The sequence below is a fragment of the Pseudovibrio ascidiaceicola genome (genome assembly GCF_900114245.1).
Classification (GTDB): domain Bacteria; phylum Pseudomonadota; class Alphaproteobacteria; order Rhizobiales; family Stappiaceae; genus Pseudovibrio; species Pseudovibrio ascidiaceicola.
The window spans coordinates 44,080-63,584 of record NZ_FOSK01000006.1 but is presented as its reverse complement, the minus strand read 5'-3'; the positions used below and the strand labels follow the sequence as shown (position 1 = coordinate 63,584).

Annotated in this window: 22 protein-coding genes; 11 read left to right on the top strand and 11 right to left on the bottom strand. The window is 50.0% G+C overall.

Going from position 1 to position 19,505, the window contains the following annotated elements; translation table 11 throughout:
* Window positions 1-76 precede the first annotated feature (76 nt).
* The 4 genes from BM231_RS12545 to BM231_RS12530 all read right to left on the bottom strand — a co-directional run bounded on the left by BM231_RS12545 (window position 77) and on the right by BM231_RS12530 (window position 4,430).
* On the bottom strand, window positions 77-823 hold the full coding sequence (locus tag BM231_RS12545) for an amino acid ABC transporter substrate-binding protein (RefSeq protein WP_057465114.1): 747 nt from the start codon (window positions 821-823) through the stop codon (window positions 77-79).
* A gap of 371 nt (window positions 824-1,194) precedes the next feature.
* Complete coding sequence (locus tag BM231_RS12540) at window positions 1,195-1,887, bottom strand: TenA family protein (protein ID WP_093519859.1); 693 nt, start codon at window positions 1,885-1,887, stop codon at window positions 1,195-1,197.
* A 274-nt stretch (window positions 1,888-2,161) separates the two neighbouring features.
* Window positions 2,162-2,611 (bottom strand): GNAT family N-acetyltransferase, encoded by a 450-nt coding sequence (locus BM231_RS12535; protein ID WP_208860316.1) that lies wholly within the window; start codon window positions 2,609-2,611, stop codon window positions 2,162-2,164.
* Window positions 2,612-3,392: 781 nt separating this feature from the next.
* Window positions 3,393-4,430 carry an aspartate-semialdehyde dehydrogenase gene (locus BM231_RS12530; RefSeq protein ID WP_063290352.1) on the bottom strand — a complete coding sequence of 346 codons (1,038 nt, stop codon included), beginning with the start codon at window positions 4,428-4,430 and terminating at the stop codon, window positions 3,393-3,395.
* Window positions 4,431-4,543: 113 nt separating this feature from the next.
* Here BM231_RS12530 and BM231_RS12525 point away from each other — a divergent pair, with 113 nt between their 5' ends.
* Together BM231_RS12525 and BM231_RS12520 are read left to right on the top strand one after the other, a co-directional pair.
* Window positions 4,544-4,822: a hypothetical protein gene (locus BM231_RS12525; protein WP_063290353.1), complete on the top strand. Its 279-nt coding sequence runs from the start codon at window positions 4,544-4,546 to the stop codon at window positions 4,820-4,822.
* Window positions 4,823-5,041: 219 nt separating this feature from the next.
* Complete coding sequence (locus BM231_RS12520; protein ID WP_093519857.1) at window positions 5,042-5,746, top strand: DUF7424 family protein; 705 nt, start codon at window positions 5,042-5,044, stop codon at window positions 5,744-5,746.
* A 44-nt stretch (window positions 5,747-5,790) separates the two neighbouring features.
* Here the strand turns inward: BM231_RS12520 and BM231_RS12515 are convergent, their stop codons facing one another.
* Complete coding sequence (locus tag BM231_RS12515; protein WP_093519855.1) at window positions 5,791-6,501, bottom strand: 2-phosphosulfolactate phosphatase; 711 nt, start codon at window positions 6,499-6,501, stop codon at window positions 5,791-5,793.
* Between the two features lie 118 nt (window positions 6,502-6,619).
* On the opposite strand from BM231_RS12515, the gene BM231_RS12510 reads away from it, so the two are divergent.
* The gene (locus tag BM231_RS12510) at window positions 6,620-7,117 is read left to right on the top strand and encodes a hypothetical protein (protein ID WP_208860315.1); all 498 of its coding nucleotides are present in this window, start codon (window positions 6,620-6,622) and stop codon (window positions 7,115-7,117) included.
* 70 nt (window positions 7,118-7,187) lie between these two features.
* Window positions 7,188-7,697, top strand: coding sequence for a GNAT family N-acetyltransferase (locus BM231_RS12505; RefSeq protein WP_093519851.1), 510 nt, complete (start codon window positions 7,188-7,190; stop codon window positions 7,695-7,697).
* An 18-nt stretch (window positions 7,698-7,715) separates the two neighbouring features.
* Here the strand turns inward: BM231_RS12505 and BM231_RS12500 are convergent, their stop codons facing one another.
* Window positions 7,716-8,210: a hypothetical protein gene (locus BM231_RS12500; protein WP_093519849.1), complete on the bottom strand. Its 495-nt coding sequence runs from the start codon at window positions 8,208-8,210 to the stop codon at window positions 7,716-7,718.
* Between the two features lie 73 nt (window positions 8,211-8,283).
* A complete protein-coding gene (locus tag BM231_RS12495) occupies window positions 8,284-8,700 on the bottom strand; it encodes a hypothetical protein (protein WP_093519847.1) in 417 nt (138 codons plus the stop codon).
* Window positions 8,701-8,917: 217 nt separating this feature from the next.
* On the opposite strand from BM231_RS12495, the gene BM231_RS12490 reads away from it, so the two are divergent.
* Window positions 8,918-10,042 (top strand): linear amide C-N hydrolase, encoded by a 1,125-nt coding sequence (locus BM231_RS12490; protein WP_093519845.1) that lies wholly within the window; start codon window positions 8,918-8,920, stop codon window positions 10,040-10,042.
* A 28-nt stretch (window positions 10,043-10,070) separates the two neighbouring features.
* On the opposite strand, the gene BM231_RS12485 is transcribed toward BM231_RS12490, so the two are convergent.
* Window positions 10,071-10,679 carry a hypothetical protein gene (locus tag BM231_RS12485; protein ID WP_093519843.1) on the bottom strand — a complete coding sequence of 203 codons (609 nt, stop codon included), beginning with the start codon at window positions 10,677-10,679 and terminating at the stop codon, window positions 10,071-10,073.
* Between the two features lie 233 nt (window positions 10,680-10,912).
* Window positions 10,913-12,034 carry a 3-isopropylmalate dehydrogenase gene (gene leuB / locus BM231_RS12480; RefSeq protein ID WP_093519841.1) on the bottom strand — a complete coding sequence of 374 codons (1,122 nt, stop codon included), beginning with the start codon at window positions 12,032-12,034 and terminating at the stop codon, window positions 10,913-10,915.
* A gap of 189 nt (window positions 12,035-12,223) precedes the next feature.
* Here leuB and BM231_RS12475 point away from each other — a divergent pair, with 189 nt between their 5' ends.
* Window positions 12,224-13,147 carry an NAD-dependent epimerase/dehydratase family protein gene (locus BM231_RS12475; RefSeq protein WP_093519839.1) on the top strand — a complete coding sequence of 308 codons (924 nt, stop codon included), beginning with the start codon at window positions 12,224-12,226 and terminating at the stop codon, window positions 13,145-13,147.
* Between the two features lie 12 nt (window positions 13,148-13,159).
* Here the strand turns inward: BM231_RS12475 and BM231_RS12470 are convergent, their stop codons facing one another.
* Window positions 13,160-13,555, bottom strand: a complete 396-nt coding sequence (locus BM231_RS12470; protein WP_093519837.1) for a VOC family protein — start codon at window positions 13,553-13,555, stop codon at window positions 13,160-13,162.
* Window positions 13,556-13,860: 305 nt separating this feature from the next.
* Here BM231_RS12470 and BM231_RS12465 point away from each other — a divergent pair, with 305 nt between their 5' ends.
* From BM231_RS12465 to BM231_RS12455, 3 genes are all read left to right on the top strand, one after another.
* Entirely contained in the window at window positions 13,861-15,240 is a 1,380-nt protein-coding gene (locus tag BM231_RS12465; RefSeq protein ID WP_093519835.1) for an MATE family efflux transporter, read from the top strand.
* A 200-nt stretch (window positions 15,241-15,440) separates the two neighbouring features.
* Window positions 15,441-15,920 carry a CesT family type III secretion system chaperone gene (locus tag BM231_RS12460; protein ID WP_093519833.1) on the top strand — a complete coding sequence of 160 codons (480 nt, stop codon included), beginning with the start codon at window positions 15,441-15,443 and terminating at the stop codon, window positions 15,918-15,920.
* Window positions 15,917-17,734: a hypothetical protein gene (locus tag BM231_RS12455; RefSeq protein WP_093519831.1), complete on the top strand. Its 1,818-nt coding sequence runs from the start codon at window positions 15,917-15,919 to the stop codon at window positions 17,732-17,734. Before BM231_RS12460 ends, BM231_RS12455 begins: the two co-directional genes overlap by 4 nt.
* A 47-nt stretch (window positions 17,735-17,781) precedes the next feature.
* Here the strand turns inward: BM231_RS12455 and BM231_RS12450 are convergent, their stop codons facing one another.
* Window positions 17,782-18,672, bottom strand: a complete 891-nt coding sequence (locus tag BM231_RS12450; RefSeq protein WP_093519829.1) for a DMT family transporter — start codon at window positions 18,670-18,672, stop codon at window positions 17,782-17,784.
* A gap of 82 nt (window positions 18,673-18,754) precedes the next feature.
* On the opposite strand from BM231_RS12450, the gene BM231_RS12445 reads away from it, so the two are divergent.
* Entirely contained in the window at window positions 18,755-19,096 is a 342-nt protein-coding gene (locus BM231_RS12445; protein ID WP_063300284.1) for a winged helix-turn-helix transcriptional regulator, read from the top strand.
* Window positions 19,093-19,428 (top strand): VOC family protein, encoded by a 336-nt coding sequence (locus tag BM231_RS12440; protein ID WP_093519827.1) that lies wholly within the window; start codon window positions 19,093-19,095, stop codon window positions 19,426-19,428. Before BM231_RS12445 ends, BM231_RS12440 begins: the two co-directional genes overlap by 4 nt.
* Window positions 19,429-19,505 lie beyond the last annotated feature (77 nt).

The following is a 19,505-nucleotide window of genomic DNA, read 5'->3' as shown; positions in this document are numbered from 1 at the left end:
AAGGCATGAAAAAGGAAAAGCAGTTCCACCAAAGATTCTTAGATGTGAACTGCTTTACTAATTCTGAACGGACAGCTTAGTCAGCTTTGGTGATGTCCGCTCCAAACCATTTGTCGGAGATCTCAGCCAGCTTGCCTGAAGCCTTCAGTTCGTCGATTGCAACATCTACCTTAGCAGCCAAAGCTTTACCATCTTCATCAGTACGGAACGGCATTGCGTTGCGAATTTCAGAGAATGGAGCACCAGCCAGCGCCAGCGGCAGCGGAGTTTCTTTGATCACCTGTGTTGCACTGATGCGGTCATGAATAAACGCATCAACACGACCAAGAGCAGTATCCTGAGCCAGGTTGCTTTCGTAGGTGCGGATGTCGATTTCATCAGCAAATGGCAAACCGCGCAGAAGCTCTTCAAAATTGGAACCGAGGTTTACAGCAACGCTCTTGCCTTTAAGGTCTTCAACGCCGCCGATTTCTTCGTTGCCAGCTTTCACAACAACCTGCGCACCGTCATAAACGTATGGCTGGGAGAAGGTGAACTTGGCTTCACGCTCAGGCGTAATGGTGATCTGGTTCGCAATAGTGTCAATGCGGCCAGCTTCCAGAGCGCCAATCAGGCCGGAGAAGCTCATGGTAACGAATTCAACTTCATCACCAGTCTGCTTAGCAATCGCACGAGCAACGTCAACTTCAAAGCCCTGCAGAACGTCCTGCTTGACAAATGTGAATGGGAAATACCCACCAGACATGCCCACACGGATTGTTTCAGCCTGAGCAGGAACAGCCACGAGAAGGGCAAGTGCAGCAACAGTAGAACGAGAGAACATAATCTATTCCTGATTACTATTATTTTGTTGAGCTCGTTCTATCAGAATGAGGAAAATTTTCTACAATTAGCGGAGCTGTGAGCTTATTTAAATCAAATAAACTACCAATACTGGAATTTATTAGAACCAGTTACCACAAAGTCTCACATGCATAAAAAATACTTCCTATAAGGCACTCGGAGACAAAATCTCATTTGAGAACATCTTGTCATTTCCTGCAATTTTCCAGCAATATCACGGAGATGTTACAGGTAAAACGTGCAGTTACCCCTAGTTTTTAGCCAATACGTATAACTAGGGACCTACCCCTTTGAAAAAAAATGCTCCCCGCAAAACAGAGAGCATTTCTGGTTCAGATTTGAAGCCTTTTGTCAGCTCACCATGTCGAAGAACTCAGCTTCAAGCTCACACATATGAGTAAAACTCTCTGAGATCTCGCTTTGGCGCTTCACACGTTCTTCTTCGCCAATCGAGTTCACTTCCCGCTTGATCCACTCAATGAACTCACCAAACTCATCGGTCGCCAGAAACTCAACCCACTCAGCAAGGTATAACCGCTCAGGTCGTGGCTTGGCAGCTTCCCGATGGCCCCATTCACGATAGATCCACTCAGAAGCCAGCAATGTTGCCATGCCATCAACGTAGTGACCTTTGCCAGCTGTCGACAACAGCGTTGCGCCAATTGCCCGAGTAATCGTATTGGGCTTTGCTGCCTCATAAACCTCAGGCGCGATGCCCAGTTCTTTAAAGGTGCGTTGAAAATATCCCAGTTCATTGGAAGTCAGCTGTTGTGCAAAGCCAGCCAAACGCGTCTTGGCAGCCATTGTCGGCGCTTTGGCAATCAAGAATCCCAACGCGGATGCCAGATCCTGAATGTAGTGGTAATCCTCCAACAAATAACGGGTGAACACCTCAGCACTCACTGTGTCGTTGCCAACAGCACTGGTAAACGGGTGATTGATCGCCTTATTCCAAGCAGGTCCTGCAGATTTCACAAGCCAATCCGTAAAGGTCTCATCCGTATGGGTGATCTTGTAGTTGGCATAACTTGCAGTGTTCAGCATTCTCGTGTGCCTCCCAACACATTGTCCTAAAGCGCATCCTCCTAATAGTGGTTCGGATATTCCCAAAAGGACACGCATGGCAAAAACGCTAAGAGCAGGAAGCGTCAATCTTGAACAACGCAAAGTGCTCTGGCTTACATCTACTTCGAACAATGCCACTCAGAGTTACGCTGCACTAGACGGAAATCACCGTATATGCCCCCTGCAATTTTAGGGGTATCATCTCGCGCCCGTCGTACTGCACCACAATTCACCCTCTATTTTGCCGGGAAAACTAAGCCTTCCACTCATACAAAATATCGGGCGCACCTTCTTCATTCTCTGAACCGCTTGTCCGCTTCACTTCCTTAAACCCATGCGCTTCGTAAAATGCTCTCGCATCCACATTCCTGACAAAGCACATAAGCTTCAGATTTCCGGGAGAGTGAGCTTTTGCTTGGTTTAAGAGCCTTGTACCAACGCCCTTCCGCAGGTGCCGCGGATCCAGATAAAGCTGTTCTACCCAGTCATCTTTGGTGGCCATCATACCTATGATTTGCTCATCTCCCATGACTATTGTCAGTTCATTCTCTTTAAAAACAATATTCTGAAAGAACCAAAGATCTTCTTCTGGTGTGTGCAGTCTAGGTATAAATGAAAGGCATCTGTCTCGCGAATACCGGTACATACGAGCGACCTCAGGCAACTCATCATACTGCGCAGCTCTAATTTCAAGTGTCTGCATATTCCCCCCCATAATTTGGCAAAACTTAGCATAACCTTAGCGTAAAGTACCCCTGCAAACACCAGTAGCACCACATGGCGTCCCATGCGGTGGTAGAGTTGGGTTTCCCGAAGATCGGGAGGAGCAAGGCGGCAGGTGGTGCCTGCGCAGTGTGAGTAAGTTAGTTTCTTCGGCATCAGCTATCGCCTTGCCCGGGCTTTCTTGTAATGAACAACGTCGCCTCTTTTGCCTATAAGGCACGATAGCCGGTTTCCCGGAAAGAAAGTGGCTTATCCAGACACGTTTCCATGCCCAAACAGTTCCTCCGTCTTTGATAGACACTTTCGCAAAAGCAGGTTTTACTGCCGGTGCTCTTGGATCTATCACCGCGTGATACCCTATAGTCCTGGGCCCTTCCCCTCAAACCATGCGGCCACGTTTGAAGTTCGGTTCACCGGACCACTGAAAGGTGCGTTACGTCTTCCAACAGCCCAACCCAGCCTACGACAAACTGACGGTCGCTCCGCCAGCAGCCCGTTACGTAGGCATAGGTTCAGAATATGGGAGGAAAACACGAGGGGAATAAGTTTTTCAGCAAGCGCCCACCACCGTCATGCCCTCCCGAGCCGGGGCCCATACGATAATTGCGATATACCGCGAGTGAAACGTTGCCGTGAGGCATTCATGGGTCCCGGATCTTCGCTACGTACCGCGCAGGATGTTCATGGGAGAACGTGGTGGCCTCTAACAAAAAAGGGCACCTAAAAGGTGCCCTTCCTAATCTCAGCAATTGCTGAAAAGCTTATGCAACAGCTTCTGCTTTTGGCTTGATAAGGCCGCGATTCACCAGAACCTCTGCAATCTGAACGGTGTTCAGCGCTGCGCCCTTACGCAGGTTATCGGAAACAACCCACATGTTCAGGCCGTTCTCAACGGTCGCGTCTTCACGAATACGGGAAACGTAAGTCGCATCTTCGCCAGCACACTCGTAAGGAGTGACATAGCCGCCGTCTTCACGCTTATCGACAACCAGAATACCCGGCGCTTCGCGCAGCAGGTCCTGAGCTTCTTCAGGAGAAAGTGGGCTATCCAGTTCCATGTTCACGGACTCGGCATGACCAACAAACACAGGCACGCGAACAGCAGTACAGGTTACCTTGATGGTTGGATCGAGCATCTTCTTGGTCTCAGCCAGAACCTTCCACTCTTCCTTGGTGTAACCATCTTCCATGAACTCATCGATGTGCGGGATCACATTAAACGCAATGCGCTTGGTGAACTGCTGAGGCTCAATCGGGTCGTTTACGAAAACAGCGCGGGTCTGGTTGAACAGCTCATCCATCGCGTCTTTACCACCACCAGAAACAGACTGGTAAGTGGAAACAACGAGGCGCTTGATGCCAGCTTTTTCGTGAATTGGCTTAAGTGCAACAACCAGCTGTGCTGTGGAACAGTTCGGGTTCGCGATGATGTTCTTCTTCTTGAAGTCAACAATATCATCAGCGTTCACTTCAGGCACGATCAGCGGAACATCCTGATCATAGCGCCATGCAGAAGAGTTATCGATGACAACACAGCCCTTGGCAGCAATCTTTGGTGCCCACTCTTTCGCAATAGAGCCACCGGCAGACATGAGACAGATATCAACATCGGAGAAATCAAAATTCTCCATCGCTTTAACTTTCAGCGTCTTGTCACCAAAGGAGATTTCTTTGCCCTGAGAGCGGCGAGATGCCAATGCAATCACTTCATCAGCCGGGAAACCACGCTCTGCCAGAATATCCAGCATTTCCGCACCCACATTGCCGGTAGCACCTGCAATTGCAATCTTATAACCCATTGGTTTTGTCCTCTTCGTCTCCCCCGCTGGCTTCCGGAGGCTAACTGCGCCCGGTGAGCCCTCTGGCGCCCTCCGTCCCGGGGAGAGCGCGGGAAAGAGAGGCACCTTAGACGGTGGTCTTTGTCGTTTTCGTGGTGATTGTCTTGGTAGTTGTTTTAAGCGCAACAGAAGCCATGCGCGCGGTCATCGCACGTTTCATGGTTTTCTTCATGTTGGTCATCGCAAACATCATGCTGCTAAACACTACCTTCAAAATTGATCGCGCAGAACCTGCCTATAACCACATCATTTGTCAACAGGCATATCTCACGCAATTTAAAGTGCGCAACGATCAGTCACCCCAGCGCACCGGGAAACCGCGGATTTCAGTCAGTTTTCAGAGAAACACTTAACAATCACCGAAGTAAGGCTGACATAATCTCAAAAATAAGCGTCATCTGCGCCGCAGATGTAATCTGGAGCTGTCCTAAAAGTCGCATCAACCATGACTTGCATGCATCATATGCAGCAACTAGTAATATTTTAAACGCAATTTAATCTTCCGGATCACTGCTCTTGAGCTGCATGGTCATGAGCAAACCCAAACTACAACTGGCGACGCAGAATACACAATGAAGTACTCTAAGATATTATCAGCCTTGATTATTGGCCTGACCGTAACCGCGTGTAACTACGAGACTGAAGTTAGCCTATATGCGAGTGACTTGACGAAAGACACAGAAGGCAAACCGATCCTCGCTCCGGTCACGCTCGTGGGCAAAGGAACATTCTCAGAAGACGACTGTGAGAAAATTCGCGGCAAGGTCGAACCAGCTGTCCAACGCTCATTTCAAAACGCAGAGTTCAAAGGTTGCGCAAAAGCTCCGGACGGTATCGATCGCACAGTTTCATTCAGTGCAAGGGTACCTGTTTATGTCGGCTCATGGGAAGACAAAATCGGTTCAAGCGAGTTTAAGGGAGCATATGGGCTGCTCGTGGCTTACGAGCAGGAAATCCCAAATATAAAGAAGGTCATGTTCATCAAAGGCGCAAGCTACGACTACTTTGCAAAAGAACTCGACAATGCACTCCCTGGCTCAAAAATGTCCAAAGACGGTGCAGGAATCACACTCGAACTTCATAATGATATGTCTCAACAGATCACGTTTAGTGGCAGCAACTTCTTCGTAAACGGAACTCCATATGGAAATGTTTTAGTAAATCTTGCGATGACGAAACGCGCTAACATCAAGGTAAAACTTTCAGATGCTGGTGCTCAATATCTCTTCACAAAGGGCTCTGATGTAATCGGCACAATCAACTTCGAGTCCAAATAGAAGTTCCATTCATCCGCTAGCTTTAGAGGCATCCACGGATGCCTCTAAAGCACATCCCCAAACGCAGTCACGAGCTTCCCACCAAGCGCAACTTGCCGCAGTTCTGGCACGCAGCTTTCCGAATCCAGATCAGCGGCCCACTCCACATCAACTGTGTAACCACGGTGCGTCAGCTCTTGCCCGCTCACACAGCCCTTTAGTGCACCATGCAAATCATCTGTACACGAAAGATAACCAGCTCGCGCGAACGAGGCTTCTGACGACATTGGGCAATTCAGCAAATGTGCAAGTGCGCCACAAGCCAACTGGTCCTCCAAAGCAGGTCGTAAACTCCCATCCGGCCACTTCTCCCCTGCAGCAAGCAATAAGACCTTGCCGGAAACCTCCGCCAGATAAGCCACAACCGCAGAAGCATTGCGAAGCGCAGCCGCAAACACTCGCCCTTCTCTCGGCAGAGCAGAAAGCGTCGCACCGTTAGGGCTGGGCAGCACCAACACATCGTCAGCGGTCAGCCCCATGAGCGTTGGTGGAGACAATGAGTAGCCACCCTCACTGCGTTTCCCAGCACAAACCCCACCAATCTCAGCAGCCAGCGCTTTCCCATGGTCACGGTCAGCCACAGGCACGACCAGCGCACCTCGGCCACAAGCTACAGAAGTCGCTGTCGAGAAGCTCAGGCAATCAACAATCACAGTCGCAGCATAACCATCACTGCAGGCGTTTCGCCCCCATTCCAAATGCACAAAGTCAGCCATAAACAACCTCAGAATAATAAAACCGTGGGCACCGGAATAAGTGTGCCAATCAATCCTTGCATGGTATCGCGTCTGCACTCAGGTTGAACAGAGCGATCAAAATCACAACGGAATAATGATGGACCTCCTTACTCAATTGCAAGCACTTGCTGCCGATCTCGAACGCTCTCAGCTGCCGGAGGTTTTCAAGTATGCATGGTGGGTCTATCCGGCAATCAACACAGGCCACATCGTCGGGCTCGCAATGTTGTTTGGCTCCCTCGTCCCGCTTGACCTGCGCATGATGGGTATGTGGCGCTCCATTCCGCTATACGACCTTGCACGCCCTCTCACGCGCATTGCCCTTCTGGGAGGCCTGATTGCCATCGCAACCGGCATCTTCCTGCTCTCAGTCAAAGCGCAAGTATACGTCAATGCGCCTATATTCTGGGCCAAGTCAGGCTTTTTCACCCTCGCCCTACTCAATGCGTTGTTTCTGCGCTTCAACAAACCCTGGCGCTACTTGGCACAGGTAGACTCCCGCGGAACTATTCCGCGCTTCAAGTCCGCCGGTTTCATCTCGCTGTTCAGCTGGCTCGGGGTCCTGATATGCGGCAGAATGTTTGGGTATCTCTAGCCCAGCAGGTCAGGCATCTTTCCCATTCTTCGTGGTGCAAAAGCCAAGCTGAATATAACGGACAAAACCAATGATCATCCGCACAGAGCTACCATCTGAAGTTGAAGCAATCCGCGATCTTGTTTACGCAGTTTTTGAAAACCATCCACATCATGAACCCGGTGCAAAGCCAACCGAGCACCTGATCATTGACCAGCTGCGCACGAATGGTGAACTGACACTGTCACTCATTGGAGGGCAAGCTGGCGGCATGGTAGGGCATATCGCTTTCTCTCCAGTAACCATTGATGGTGAGGATAAGGGCTGGTATGGCCTTGGTCCGGTGGCTATTGCTCCGAAACATCAGGGCAAGGGCTTTGGCTCAGCCTTGATCGTGGAGGGAATGCAGCAAATCAAGCAGCTTGGTGCCAGAGGTGTCGTTTTGCTTGGGGAGCCGGAATATTACAGTCGCTTCGGCTTTCAGCAAGCAAAAGGCCTCGTCTTCCCCGACGTGCCAGCAGAGTACTTTATGCAGCACACCTTTGAGGGAGAGACACCAACCGGCACCGTCGCTTATTCCGCAGCCTTCACAGCAAGCTGATATGATGAATAATTACGGCTACTCGTCACATTTATCGGGTAGGGCCTGGCTCAAGGGTTTATCCGTTGGCTTCAACTCACCCTTGTTGATCGCAATTGGCGAGTAAGGCGGATCGGTAATCGTGCCCGGCACCACCATATGTAAAACATAACAGCCAGCATAAACCTGAGAAGTCCCGTCGGAAAGGTGCGTTTCAATCGCTACCGGAAGCGGCCAATAAAGCTGGCTCATACCTGCATCTGGCTGGGTAGACCCATAGCGCAGCTGCACGGACTCCGTTGTTCGAAACCCTTCTTTCCACTCCTCAAAGTTCTTAGGTGGGGTGCTGAAGTAGCTATACGCCTGCACATACTCCTTGCGGTTAATGGCATTATAATAGCTTTCAATCACCGCTTGGGGGGTGCTGCGGTCATCCATGTAAGGAATGCCATCAAACACTAGGGCATTGGCGCTTGATGCGCCACAAACCGCCAGTATTGCGCAGGCTCCGGCAAGCTTATTTTGATTGAACATGGTTGTGTCCTGTTACTTTTTTAAGTCACACAACCAAGTTCAACAAAGAGAGGCTAATACAGTTTTAAACCACTCACTGCGCTCTCATATAGACCGCTTCGTTGGTAAACGAACCAGCATCCAGCAAGTGTACAGTTTGATAAACCGTAAGCTGAGAGCCGTCTTCATTCAGCTCGCGCTTGGCAACCATAATGCTTAGGCCGCCGCGCTTTGCTTCAGAAACCAGATCACCATCTGTATTCAAAGAAAGGGAAAGCGTATCCGCAAACGGATTTTGCGGCATAGGGCGATCCTCCCCATCAGGAATGCCTGAGAAGTTGGCCTCAACGGTTTCGCCTTCGCCTTCAACGGTTTTCATGAAGAAGCCGATTTCGCCATTCTTCTCGACAATTTTCAAACTGCCACCCCAAGGCACAGAACCCTGCTCATAGCTTGATGCATCAGGATCCAGAATCCAGGTTCCGAGGAAGGGTCTTAAACGTTCATCCATGCTCTGTCTTTCAGCAATACTTCTCAAAATTTGTCTTGGCTCAGGCTTATGCCGCACAGGGGTTTTTCGCGCAACCAAATCACACAGCTAACTCCCGTGATTAACATCCAGTGGCCAAACTGCCAAAAAACCAATCTTAAAGCAGCAGGCACATCTAACGGAACCTTTGTGCTCTTCGCTGACAATCACAAGCAAAAGAACTCATTCAGGAGGCCCCATGCTCAAACGCTTTGCCAACAAACCGATTGCCTTGTTCAAGATCAGCTTAGCCCTGCTCGCTTTTGTTCTTCAGCCAATGGCGGCAAATGCCTGCACCAGCTTCGTCCTGTCCACCGTCGAAAACATTAAAATGTATGGTCGCACGATGGAGTTTGGCAAGCAGATCCCCACTAAAATTGGGCTCATCCCACGCGGTTACAAGTTCCAATCTCAAATCAATGATGAGCCCGGCTACAGCTGGACCGGAAAGATTGCAGTCATCGGCGCCAGTATCTTCGACAGTTCAGCCTTGGTGGATGGCATGAATGAGTACGGCCTGTCAGGTGGCGCCCTCTACTTCCCTGGTTTTGCAGGCTACAAGAACCCATCACCAGACACTACGCAACGCACCAAGGAAATCAATCAGGTAGACTTCCTAGTCTGGATGCTCTCAACGTTCAAAACAGTAGAAGAAATCAAAGTCAACTTGGACCAGGTATCTCTGGTCGGAACCTTCTACGAGAATATGGACGAGATCCCCCCCCTGCACTACACCCTGCATGACGCAGCAGGCTTTTCTATTGTCATCGAACCCGTAAATGGCGAGCTGAAAGTCTACGACAATCCTTATACCGTGCTCACCAACTCTCCAGACTTCGAATGGCATGTCCAGAACGTCCGCAACTACCTGTTCCTCTCCCCATTCAACATCGGCTCAACCGAAATTATGGGACAGGAACTCACCCCCTTCGGTCAGGGTTCTGGCTTGCTTGGAATCCCAGGTGATCCAACCCCGCCATCCCGATTTATCCGGGCACTAGGTTTTATCTCCACCATTGACGCCTCTGAGCTGAACAAGAACCGGCTGGTGACAATGGAGCACGTGCTGAACAACTTCGATATTCCCAAAGGGTTTGTAAGGCCGGCAATTTCTCCAACCGAGCAAGAACAGGAAGCCAACGATTACACCCAATGGTCCGCCATCGCGGACATCGAAAACAAGATCTACTACATCAAAACCTACGAGAACACGACGCTCCACGGCGTCAGCTTTGATGACTTCGATGTAACCAGCGGCCAACTACAGTTTGTGAACCTGCCGAGCCCAAAACCAACACAGCCCCTACTGCCACCTATGCAATAAAAGGTGCTAATGCATCACAATACCACGTCTATCTTGCTTCGATCTTCCTTACCTTTTCAAGGACTTCAGACAAGTATGACAGCGCAAACTCCGCAGCTTCTATAGGGGTAGGAATTTCTATTTCCTTACCCTTATGCTCTCGCGGTACCGGATATTTCTTCCCATAATTAGTAACCGATTTTAACTTAACCTGCGGCCCTATTTGCTTTATCAATACAGGCTTTCCATCTAATGGACTAATTTCCGGAGGGTTGCCGCCCACTCCTCCTAGCACTCCATTGTTTATTGAGAAACTTGCCCTGAACGCCTTGCTAAACTCTGGGCCACCCCCACCAATTGTTGTAGCGCCAGGCACCGTTTCTGTTACTTCTTGAATTGAATGTTCTTCTGCATTTCTTGCTTGATGCAAATATTGCATCAGTGGATCTTTTTTTCTCTCGGCTTTTAATCTCTTAAAGGCTTGCTCTGTCCTCTCAGAACCTTTCATTGCTTGTTCCAGCGTAGAATAGACTCCATTTGCTGAAGTCAAAAAAGAACGCCAGTTATCTTCGTATTCATTTACTGTTTTACTATTTTTAATATTTACTATTGCTTGTGTTGCCTGTTCAAATCTTCTTTCAGGCTTTTTTAAATTCATAGCGGGCCATTTCTTAATTTACGAATTGTAGTAATTTTACTTCTTGCTTCCTCTTTTAGCGAGAAGGTTTGTATGCTTCACTTGAACAGCAAGCCGATCAGAACTTACTTCTAGGATCAAGAGCTAGCTCCCTCGCAAACAGATCTTATTTCCCTTTTATAAGCAATCATAAAAAACAGGGCTTCCGAACCAACGGAAGCCCTGCTTCAAAATTCTAGAATTCTGGCAGTCGCTTATGCTGAAACACCTGCAAGAGCAGTCAGTTCAGCAACAATGGCATCGCCCATTTGTGCGGTGGTGATGGTTGCTTCACCATCCTTCGCAATGTCTTTTGTACGCAGACCTTTGTCCAGCGCATTGGAGATTGCTTTTTCAACCATGTCGGCCTCTGCAATCTTCTGGAAGGAGTAGCGCAGCGCCATAGCAAAACTTGCAATCATTGCAATTGGGTTAGCAGCACCTGTACCAGAAATGTCTGGAGCAGAACCATGTACTGGCTCATAAAGAGCTTTACGCTTTCCGGTAGAGTCATCAGGCGCGCCCAATGATGCGGAAGGCAGCATACCCAGAGAACCAGTCAGCATCGCCGCAACATCAGACAGCATGTCCCCAAACAGGTTGTCCGTTACAATAACGTCAAACTGCTTTGGCCAACGCACCAGCTGCATGCCGCCAGCATCTGCCAGCATGTGGTCCAGCTCAACATCAGCGTAGTTTGCTTTGTGTGTGGCAGTTACAACCTCATTCCAAAGCACACCGGACTTCATCACATTGCGCTTTTCCATGGAACAAACTTTGTTGTCACGGGTGCGTGCAAGGTCAAAGGCAACACCAGCAATACGCTCAATCTCGTAGCTGTCGTAAACCTGCGTGTCGATACCGCGCTTCTGGCCGTTGTCCAGATCGATGATTTCTTTCGGCTCACCGAAGTAAACACCACCGGTCAGTTCGCGAACGATCAGAATGTCCAATCCTTCAATGACATCCGGCTTCAAGGAAGACGCATCAGCCAGCGCTGGATAGCAAATCGCAGGGCGAAGGTTTGCAAACAGGCCAAGGTCTTTACGCAGGCGCAGCAAACCAGCTTCAGGGCGCACCTCATAAGGTACGTCGTCCCATTTAGGGCCGCCAACAGCACCAAAGATAACAGCATCAGCTGCCTGCGCTTTCGCCATATCTTCTTCAGAAATGGAGACGCCGTGTGCGTCGTAGGCACTACCACCAACAAGGCCTTCGTCATACTCGTAAGTATCTTCGCCCTGCTCGTTGAGCCAAGCGATAACCTTTTTTACCTCCTCCATGATTTCAGGACCAATTCCGTCACCAGGAAGAAGCAAGAGCTTGTTGGATGCCATGGGTCAATATCCCCGTATTCTATAAATTGAAGTTGACCATTTGTGCCGCCTCACACCAGTCATTGCAAGGTTCAATATTTCAACGAAAATGGATGGGTGCTCAACTATTGCCACGCAGACAGGTTTCTTTAATCCCACTATGCTAGGTTTCTGAGACTGAGAGTGGAAAGTTCTAAGGCACTGCAAAATATGCATAACTTGTTAGTCATAGGCGGATCGGGCTTCGTGGGTGCGTCTCTCATCCCGGCGCTACTTTCGAAGGGATATAATGTAACCCTGCTCAACAGAGGCACACGCCCTGTTCCGGGAACCAGGCAGTTGGTTGCAGACAGAAACGATCCCTTTGCCATGCAGCAGATCGCTGATAAATTTGAAGCGGTAATCGATACAAGCGCTTATACGCGAGAGCAGTCGAGGATTGCATTCAACACCTTCGGCATCCATGCCAAAAAGTGGATTCACCTCTCCAGCGCAGCGGTTTACAAAGAAACCAAAGGGCACTTACCGAGCGAAAAAGACCCGATCGGTGGAGCGTCTGTGTGGGGTGTTTATGGCAGAGACAAATCTGAAGCCGATCACTTCCTGCTGAATCAGGAACATACGCCTGCCGTCGCCATCCGCCCGCCTTACCTGTATGGCCCCAACAACGATATTGACCGAGAGCAATTTGTTTGGGCACGTGCTTTAACAGAACGCCCGATCATCTTGCCCGGTGATGGCCAGACCAAACTGCAGTTTCTGCATGAAGAAGATCTCGCCAGCTTCATTCTTTATTTGTTGGCTATGCATGCCATGCCGACCGAAGCCGTCAATCTGGCCGACCCGCATATCCTGACCATCGAAAAGTGGGTGAAGATGCTCTGCAGTATTGCGGAAATCGAGCCGGAAATTCTCTATGGGAGTGACATGGCCCCCGGCATCCCGGCTCGTGAGTATTTCCCCTTCCGCGATTACGATTGCGCGCTCGATGTAACCAGGTATTTGGAAAACTTCGACTGGCAGCCGCACTACAAACTGCGGGAAGGTTTTACGCACACCTTCAAAAGCCACAGCAAAGAGGAGCTCGCCAAAAGCTCCCCTCCGACACTGGCTGAAAAGGCGATCGAGTACTAAGTTGGGAAGCGGCTACTGGTATCGCCCATGCCGCTCCAACATCTCGATTCGATATCCATCGGGATCAGTCACAAAGAAGAACCGTGCCAGCAACTTGCCTTCCACGAAGAACTCTTTGATGTCCTCAGGAGCAAGCCCTTCCTCCTGAAAACGCTTATGCTCAGCAGCAAGTCCATCCACACAAAACGCGATGTGGCCGTAACCGTCACCTAAGGAGTACGGTTCGCTGCGGTCTTTGTTGACCGTAAGCTCAACCTCAAAATCATTTTCAGCATTACGCAGATAAACCAGAGTGAAGCTGTCAAAATCCAGTCGCTCAGCAACCTCCAGACCAAACCCCTTGCGGTAAAACGCAAGCGAACGCTCTTCATCCAAAACCCGGATCATCATGTGAATTGCTTTTGCCATGGAAGGACCTCTCAGCAGAATTGACTGCAAGAGGAGTAGGTCGCGCAAGCTACCCCCGTCAACCGCAACACGACGCAAATTCAAACTGCCATATACCAGTTCACAAATCTTGCTCAATTGAGCGCATCCACTTGCAGTAAAAATGCACTCCACCTATGATCGTGGTGTGGTTAGGACACCCGCCGCTCGCAAGCATACCGCTCTGGTGAAGCTCCATATTTTCTACATCAAACCGCATTATTTCAGCGGTTTACTGGCAACGCGAGCCCCAGCTTTTTCCCGCTTCTGAACTGAAAGCAGTTTTGATGTCAGACGTTTCTTCTTCCAAACCGGACAATATTTTTCTGTCCGGCTCCATACCTATACTCTTTGCAAAAACCGCAATCCCCCTCAGCCTTGTCATGATGGTCAACGGCTTACACACGGTCGTCGACGCTTATTTTCTGGGAACCTACGTGAGCACACAGGCGCTGACAGGCGTCACACTCATGTTCCCTCTCTTCATGATTTTGGTGTCCCTGTTCACGCTCGTCTCCAACGGCTTCGCCAGCATCTACGCAAGGGCTTTTGGCGCAAACAACCACCGCATCGCAAAAAAAATCATCGACAGCGCAATCGCCCTCGCCTTGATCGTCTGCGGCAGCCTTATAGTGAGCTTTCTGGTCGCAGGATTTCAGTTAGCTCTGTTCCTGACCAACGGCTCTGACGAACTAGCCCGTATTGGCTATCAATACATGGCGATCCTCATTCTGGGTTCACCGCTAGGGTTCGTCCTATCCATCAACATCGACAGGCTCCGTTGTGAGGGACTACTACCCCTAATGACAGTCATCACCCTGAGTTCTGCATTCCTGAACATCTTCTTTGATTGGCTCTATGTGGTTCAATTCGGCTGGGGCGTGGCAGGCTCTGCTTATGGAACATTGACTGCACAGTTGATTTCCCTAGTTGCGCTGGTCGTCTACTACACATCCAAACGCGGGAAACTTTCCTTCCTGAACTGGCGACCAGTGAGCTTCCAATGGAAGTCCCTCATCGCCCTTGGTGTCCCCCAAAGCCTTGGCTATACGGGTGTTTCTCTGGCTGCAGCCGTCACGCTGTTTGCAATTCAGCTTTGGGCCGGAAGCAACTATGAAGTCACCGCTGGAGCCTATGGCATCATCACCAGAATGATGACCTTCACGTTCCTGCCTCTGCTGGGTCTCAGCATGGCGCTGCAATCCATTTCAGGAAACAACTACGGCGCCCAAAAACACGATAGAACTGCGCAAACCCTGAAGATCGCAATCATAATCTCGCTCATCTATTGCGGTGGAGTTCAGGCAATCTACTTCCTGTTCAGCTCCCAACTGGGCGCAATCTTTGTCGATGATGCAGCCACAATTGCAGACGTCGAACGCATCATACCAATCGTGTCTATGATGTTCTTCCTCTCTGGTCCATTGATGATGGTAGGCACATTCTTTCAGGCGATCGGTGACGCTGCCCGTGCAGGCATTCTGATGCTGGCCAAAACCTACCTGTTCGCAGTCCCGCTTACTCTCATCCTGCCTTATGCAATGGGAGAAGCCGGTATTTGGTACGCCAGTGTGTTCTCCGAGGTTCTCCTACTGGCGCTCACCTTTGTCATCGTGCTCGCCCACAAACGAGCCGCCGCTCCGGCTACAGTTCTCGCGAATACATAACCAACCGCCCTCGCATACGCAGCAAAGTATGCGAGGGTCACAAGTTTGTCGGCAACCTGTACCAAACAAGACAGCAGCCTCTCCTCCCCCTCGCTAAACCTAGTCTTACAGATGCACAAACTTGCAGCAGACAAACCGTCTTCACTCCAAGGAACAGCATCAACGACATATAAGTCCTATGGTGAGGCGCGCGAGACTGCATGACTGATTTGGTAAACGCACTGCTGATCGAACTCGGCAACAGAATTGGCTTTGACAACTTCTCTTTGAACGAAGATGGTCAGATTTTCCTTGGTCTTGATCATGACCTCGCCATGAGCATCGTCTGGCGAGACGAAAGCCAGACCCTGCTTTTCAACGCAGTTATCAGCAAACGCGATACCAACAGTCCGCAAGTCCTTGAAGCCCTGATGCAGGCCAATTGCGTGTTTGCTGACAGCCATGCCATGGCGTTCAACATCAGCCCAAAAGCAAGTTGCGTAAACCTCTCCATGGTGGTGACGATCTCCGACAGGTCCTCCTTCGCTTTGCACAACAAGCTGGACATGTTCATTCGCACAGCCGCGTCCTGGCACGAGCGCCTCAAAAATCCTGAAAGTCTCAGCCCAAACTGGGATAACCCAAACCACATCACCCCCTGCCAGACCGATAATTTCGCAGATTTTGGAGCAAGAGTATGAGCACCGTTGAACTCTCCAGTTTTGTAACTGCAGCCCAACTCGACAACGGTCTGGACAAACTGCACACTACGCAAGAGGCCGTTACACAACGCACCTCTCATACATCGGTTGGCGGAAAAGTGCTTTCCTGGGCCAAACTCCATATCACTGGAGATAGCCAGAAGTCTGCAGACCAGACCCGATTTCAGGAAGCATTAAAAACAGAATTCGGCAAAGACGTCGGTGAAGCCGCTTACAAGGCTTTCGTACCAGGTGATGGGAAAGCCCACAGCCTGACCAAAGCACAAGTACTGAGCTCGGTTGAGTTGGCACTCACAACTCAGGAAAATAAAGCCGAAGAGCTCAATGTAACTACACAAGCGGCTATCCTCACAAGCATCACCAAAACGCATGGTGCAGAGGTAGCAGCCAATATCACCAAATTGCTGGAAGGCTCCAGTGAGTTTACAAAGGCTGGCGAAAATCCTGAGCAACTAAAAGCAATTGTCTCACAGATTGCAGAAGATGTTGCGAAGAATCTGGCAGCAATAGACGCAAGCATCACTCAACACATCGAGGCACTGGGCGATCCAGAACACTTGAAAGTAATCGCATCAAGTGCTGGTATCCAGATAGATTGGGACAATGTTTCTCCCGGGCAAATTTTCAACCTTCAGGAAAACACAAAAATCAAACTGGAAGAGCAGTCCAGACCAGACAAATCAAACACTTTTATTCGCGGCAGTTTGAAAGATGAACAGGTACAACAGGCAGTAGGCAATCAGCTACGGGCCATTGCAGCACTGCAGTCAGTTAGCGCAGGCGGTACTTTGCTTGAAAGCGTCTTTTCAGAGTTGGGCCTGCCCGCAGAGAAGATAAGCGCAGGGGCATTCGGTGAAATCGCAACCGTATTGAACGGCGTCTTCAACACGGTTTCCGGTCCTGAAGGCACGAACGACATTACTGATCAGATCGAAGATATTCTCCAAAAAAGCATCATCAACAGCGCTGTTCAGGACGTGTTGAAATCGACACTGAGAGAAGCAGCGCAAACAGATGAGTTCAGCTCGCAAATTGCCCCGTTTGTGCCTGAAGGAACCCCAAAAGAAATAAGGGCCGCGCAGAAATGGTTGCCTGATATAGCTGCCAAGGAAATCGTGCGTTCTATAAAAGACGGCAATGACTTTCAGGAACAAGGCGGCATCGTCAACGCAGCAAAGGCTGAGCTTGGCAAGCAGATAGAATCAGCTCAAACCGCCAATGAAATCATCAAAGGCTTTGTAGAACATCTGACCGCTGATGAAATCAATGCAGAGCTGCTGACCGAGTTTATAGCAAAGCACTCCAACAATGCGGATGGCTTGGGTGGTGACGACAACAAGTTCGCCGCAGAGCGTCACTTCACGAAGATTTTCAAAGAGCACCCGGAGATCCAGCAACAGCTAAACAACGCTTTCTGCTCCGAGAAGCTCAAGGAAAATTCGCAAGTTGTGAGTGAGGCTATCGAGCTCATTTCAACAAATGTCGAAGAACAGCTGGTCAATCGTCTTCAGCAGGCTGGGAAACATCCGACAGAAGCTTATGCGACCGCTTCAGTGATCTCATCCACACTGAAAGGCCCATTCGTTCAGTTGTTTGCACCCTTACTGGACTCGTTAGATTCCCCTGATGAAAACACAATCTCAGAGGGTGAATTCTTGGAACAAAAGCAGGCAGTAACAGATGCCTTTTTCTTCCCGAGTGATCCGTCGGAAAACGCAACTGGAATTGCAAACGGTCTCGTAAAGAGCTTCCATGATCTCTTTGCAAGACACGACTTGCAGCTCAGCTTCTAATAAAGCAAAGCGTGCCAGCAGCAATTCAACTGCTGACACCAATCCCCTTACAGCAAAATCACAGCAGTTCCGCCAAGCGAGAGCAGTGCACCACCCCAAGCCAGCGGGCGGGGCATGTTTCCCGTTCGCATCCAGAGCAACGGCAGAATAAAGACAGGCGACAACGAACCAAGAATGCTGGCAACGGCTGCATCATAATGAGCATAGGCATAAAGCAGCAGCGAGACAGATATGCCATATCCAATGAAACCGGGCAGCACGACGCGGAACAACAGCATCCAGCTCATCTCTGTTGAAGCCTGAACCGCCGAGACAGGCATCAATCCAACCAGGGCCACAATAAACGCAGCGCCGGTAACCCGCACCGCGGATGCCGCCAAAGGCTCGGTCCCTGCAACAAGCAACGGCTTAAGAACAAGCATTCCAATCCCTTGCGAAGCAGCTGCAACAAGCGCCAGCAACACAATCACAACCAACCCGCCACTGCGACGAGTAGCTTCAGTTTCCTGATCAGAACTTCCAAACAAAATCGCCAAGCAAATGCCGAAAAGAGCGATTGCGATGCCAACAATTTCTGTAAAGCTCAGCTCTTCACCAAGAAACGCAAAGGCAAGCACAGCAACGATTGGCGTTTTAAGCGATAGCAGCAGCTCCGTTTGCCGTGGCCCAGCCCGACGCAAACACGCCATCAAAGCCAGGTTTCCAATAATCACGCTGACAACAACACTCACCACAAAGGCAGGCCACTGGCTCCAATCAACAGTATGCCAATACCCCAACACAGAGCAAAGCAAACACAGGATCGCCCCGGATGTAAGCAACTGAATGCGCGTAAACTCAAAAACCCCAACACGTTGTAGCGGCCGGTGGGCCAACATTGATCCACACGCCCACCCTAAGGAAGCCGCCAGGGCAGACGACACCGCAAAAACAACCATAGCAAAACTCTCCAAACGTGCTACAATAAAAGTAGCAAGACACCGCTACAACAATCATAGCAAAAAGGAAAGCCCCATTTCTGTGAAAATACCTAAGGCAGGCAAACCGGTTCGTGGCTCAAAATCCGGCAAACCAATCATGGTTCTCTTTGATTTGCTGGGTAGACGATGGGCTCTTGGCATCATCTGGAACCTTTCAACTGGCCCGCAGACCTTCCGCACGCTCCAGTCCAATTGTGACTCTGTCTCACCCACTGTGCTCAATACGCGCTTGAAAGAACTACGAGAATGCGGGATCGTCATGAATGGAGAAAGCGGCTACGAACTGACAGCAGAAGGCGAAGACCTGTTCACCTACCTGCAACCCTTAGGCCACTGGTCTCAAACATGGTCCCATGCAGCCAAATTGAAAGATGACCAATGAAATTCAACCATATCGGCATTCCAACCAAGGGATATTTCGAGGAAGAGATTCCCCTGCCTCACCTGCACATGACCGTCAGCGACCACAAAAACAATCCCTTCGGCATCCAGTGGCAGCGTTATGATGAAGGTGCGCCCTACCCTGAAATCGTGAAGACAGTGGCGCATGTGGCGTTTGAAGTTGACGATTTGGCAGAGGCGTTGAAAGACCAGAAGGTTATCATCAAACCCAACTCCCCTATTGACGGACTCACTGTCGCCTTTATCGAGGTAAATGGAGCTCCGGTTGAGCTGATGGAAGTTGACCGTACTATCTGCAAAGAAGACATCTAGCCCAGCGCTCACACCTAACAGCAACTTAATGCCACCAAGGCGCTTCCCACCTGCACTCTCAGTCTTTTTTCAGGCCC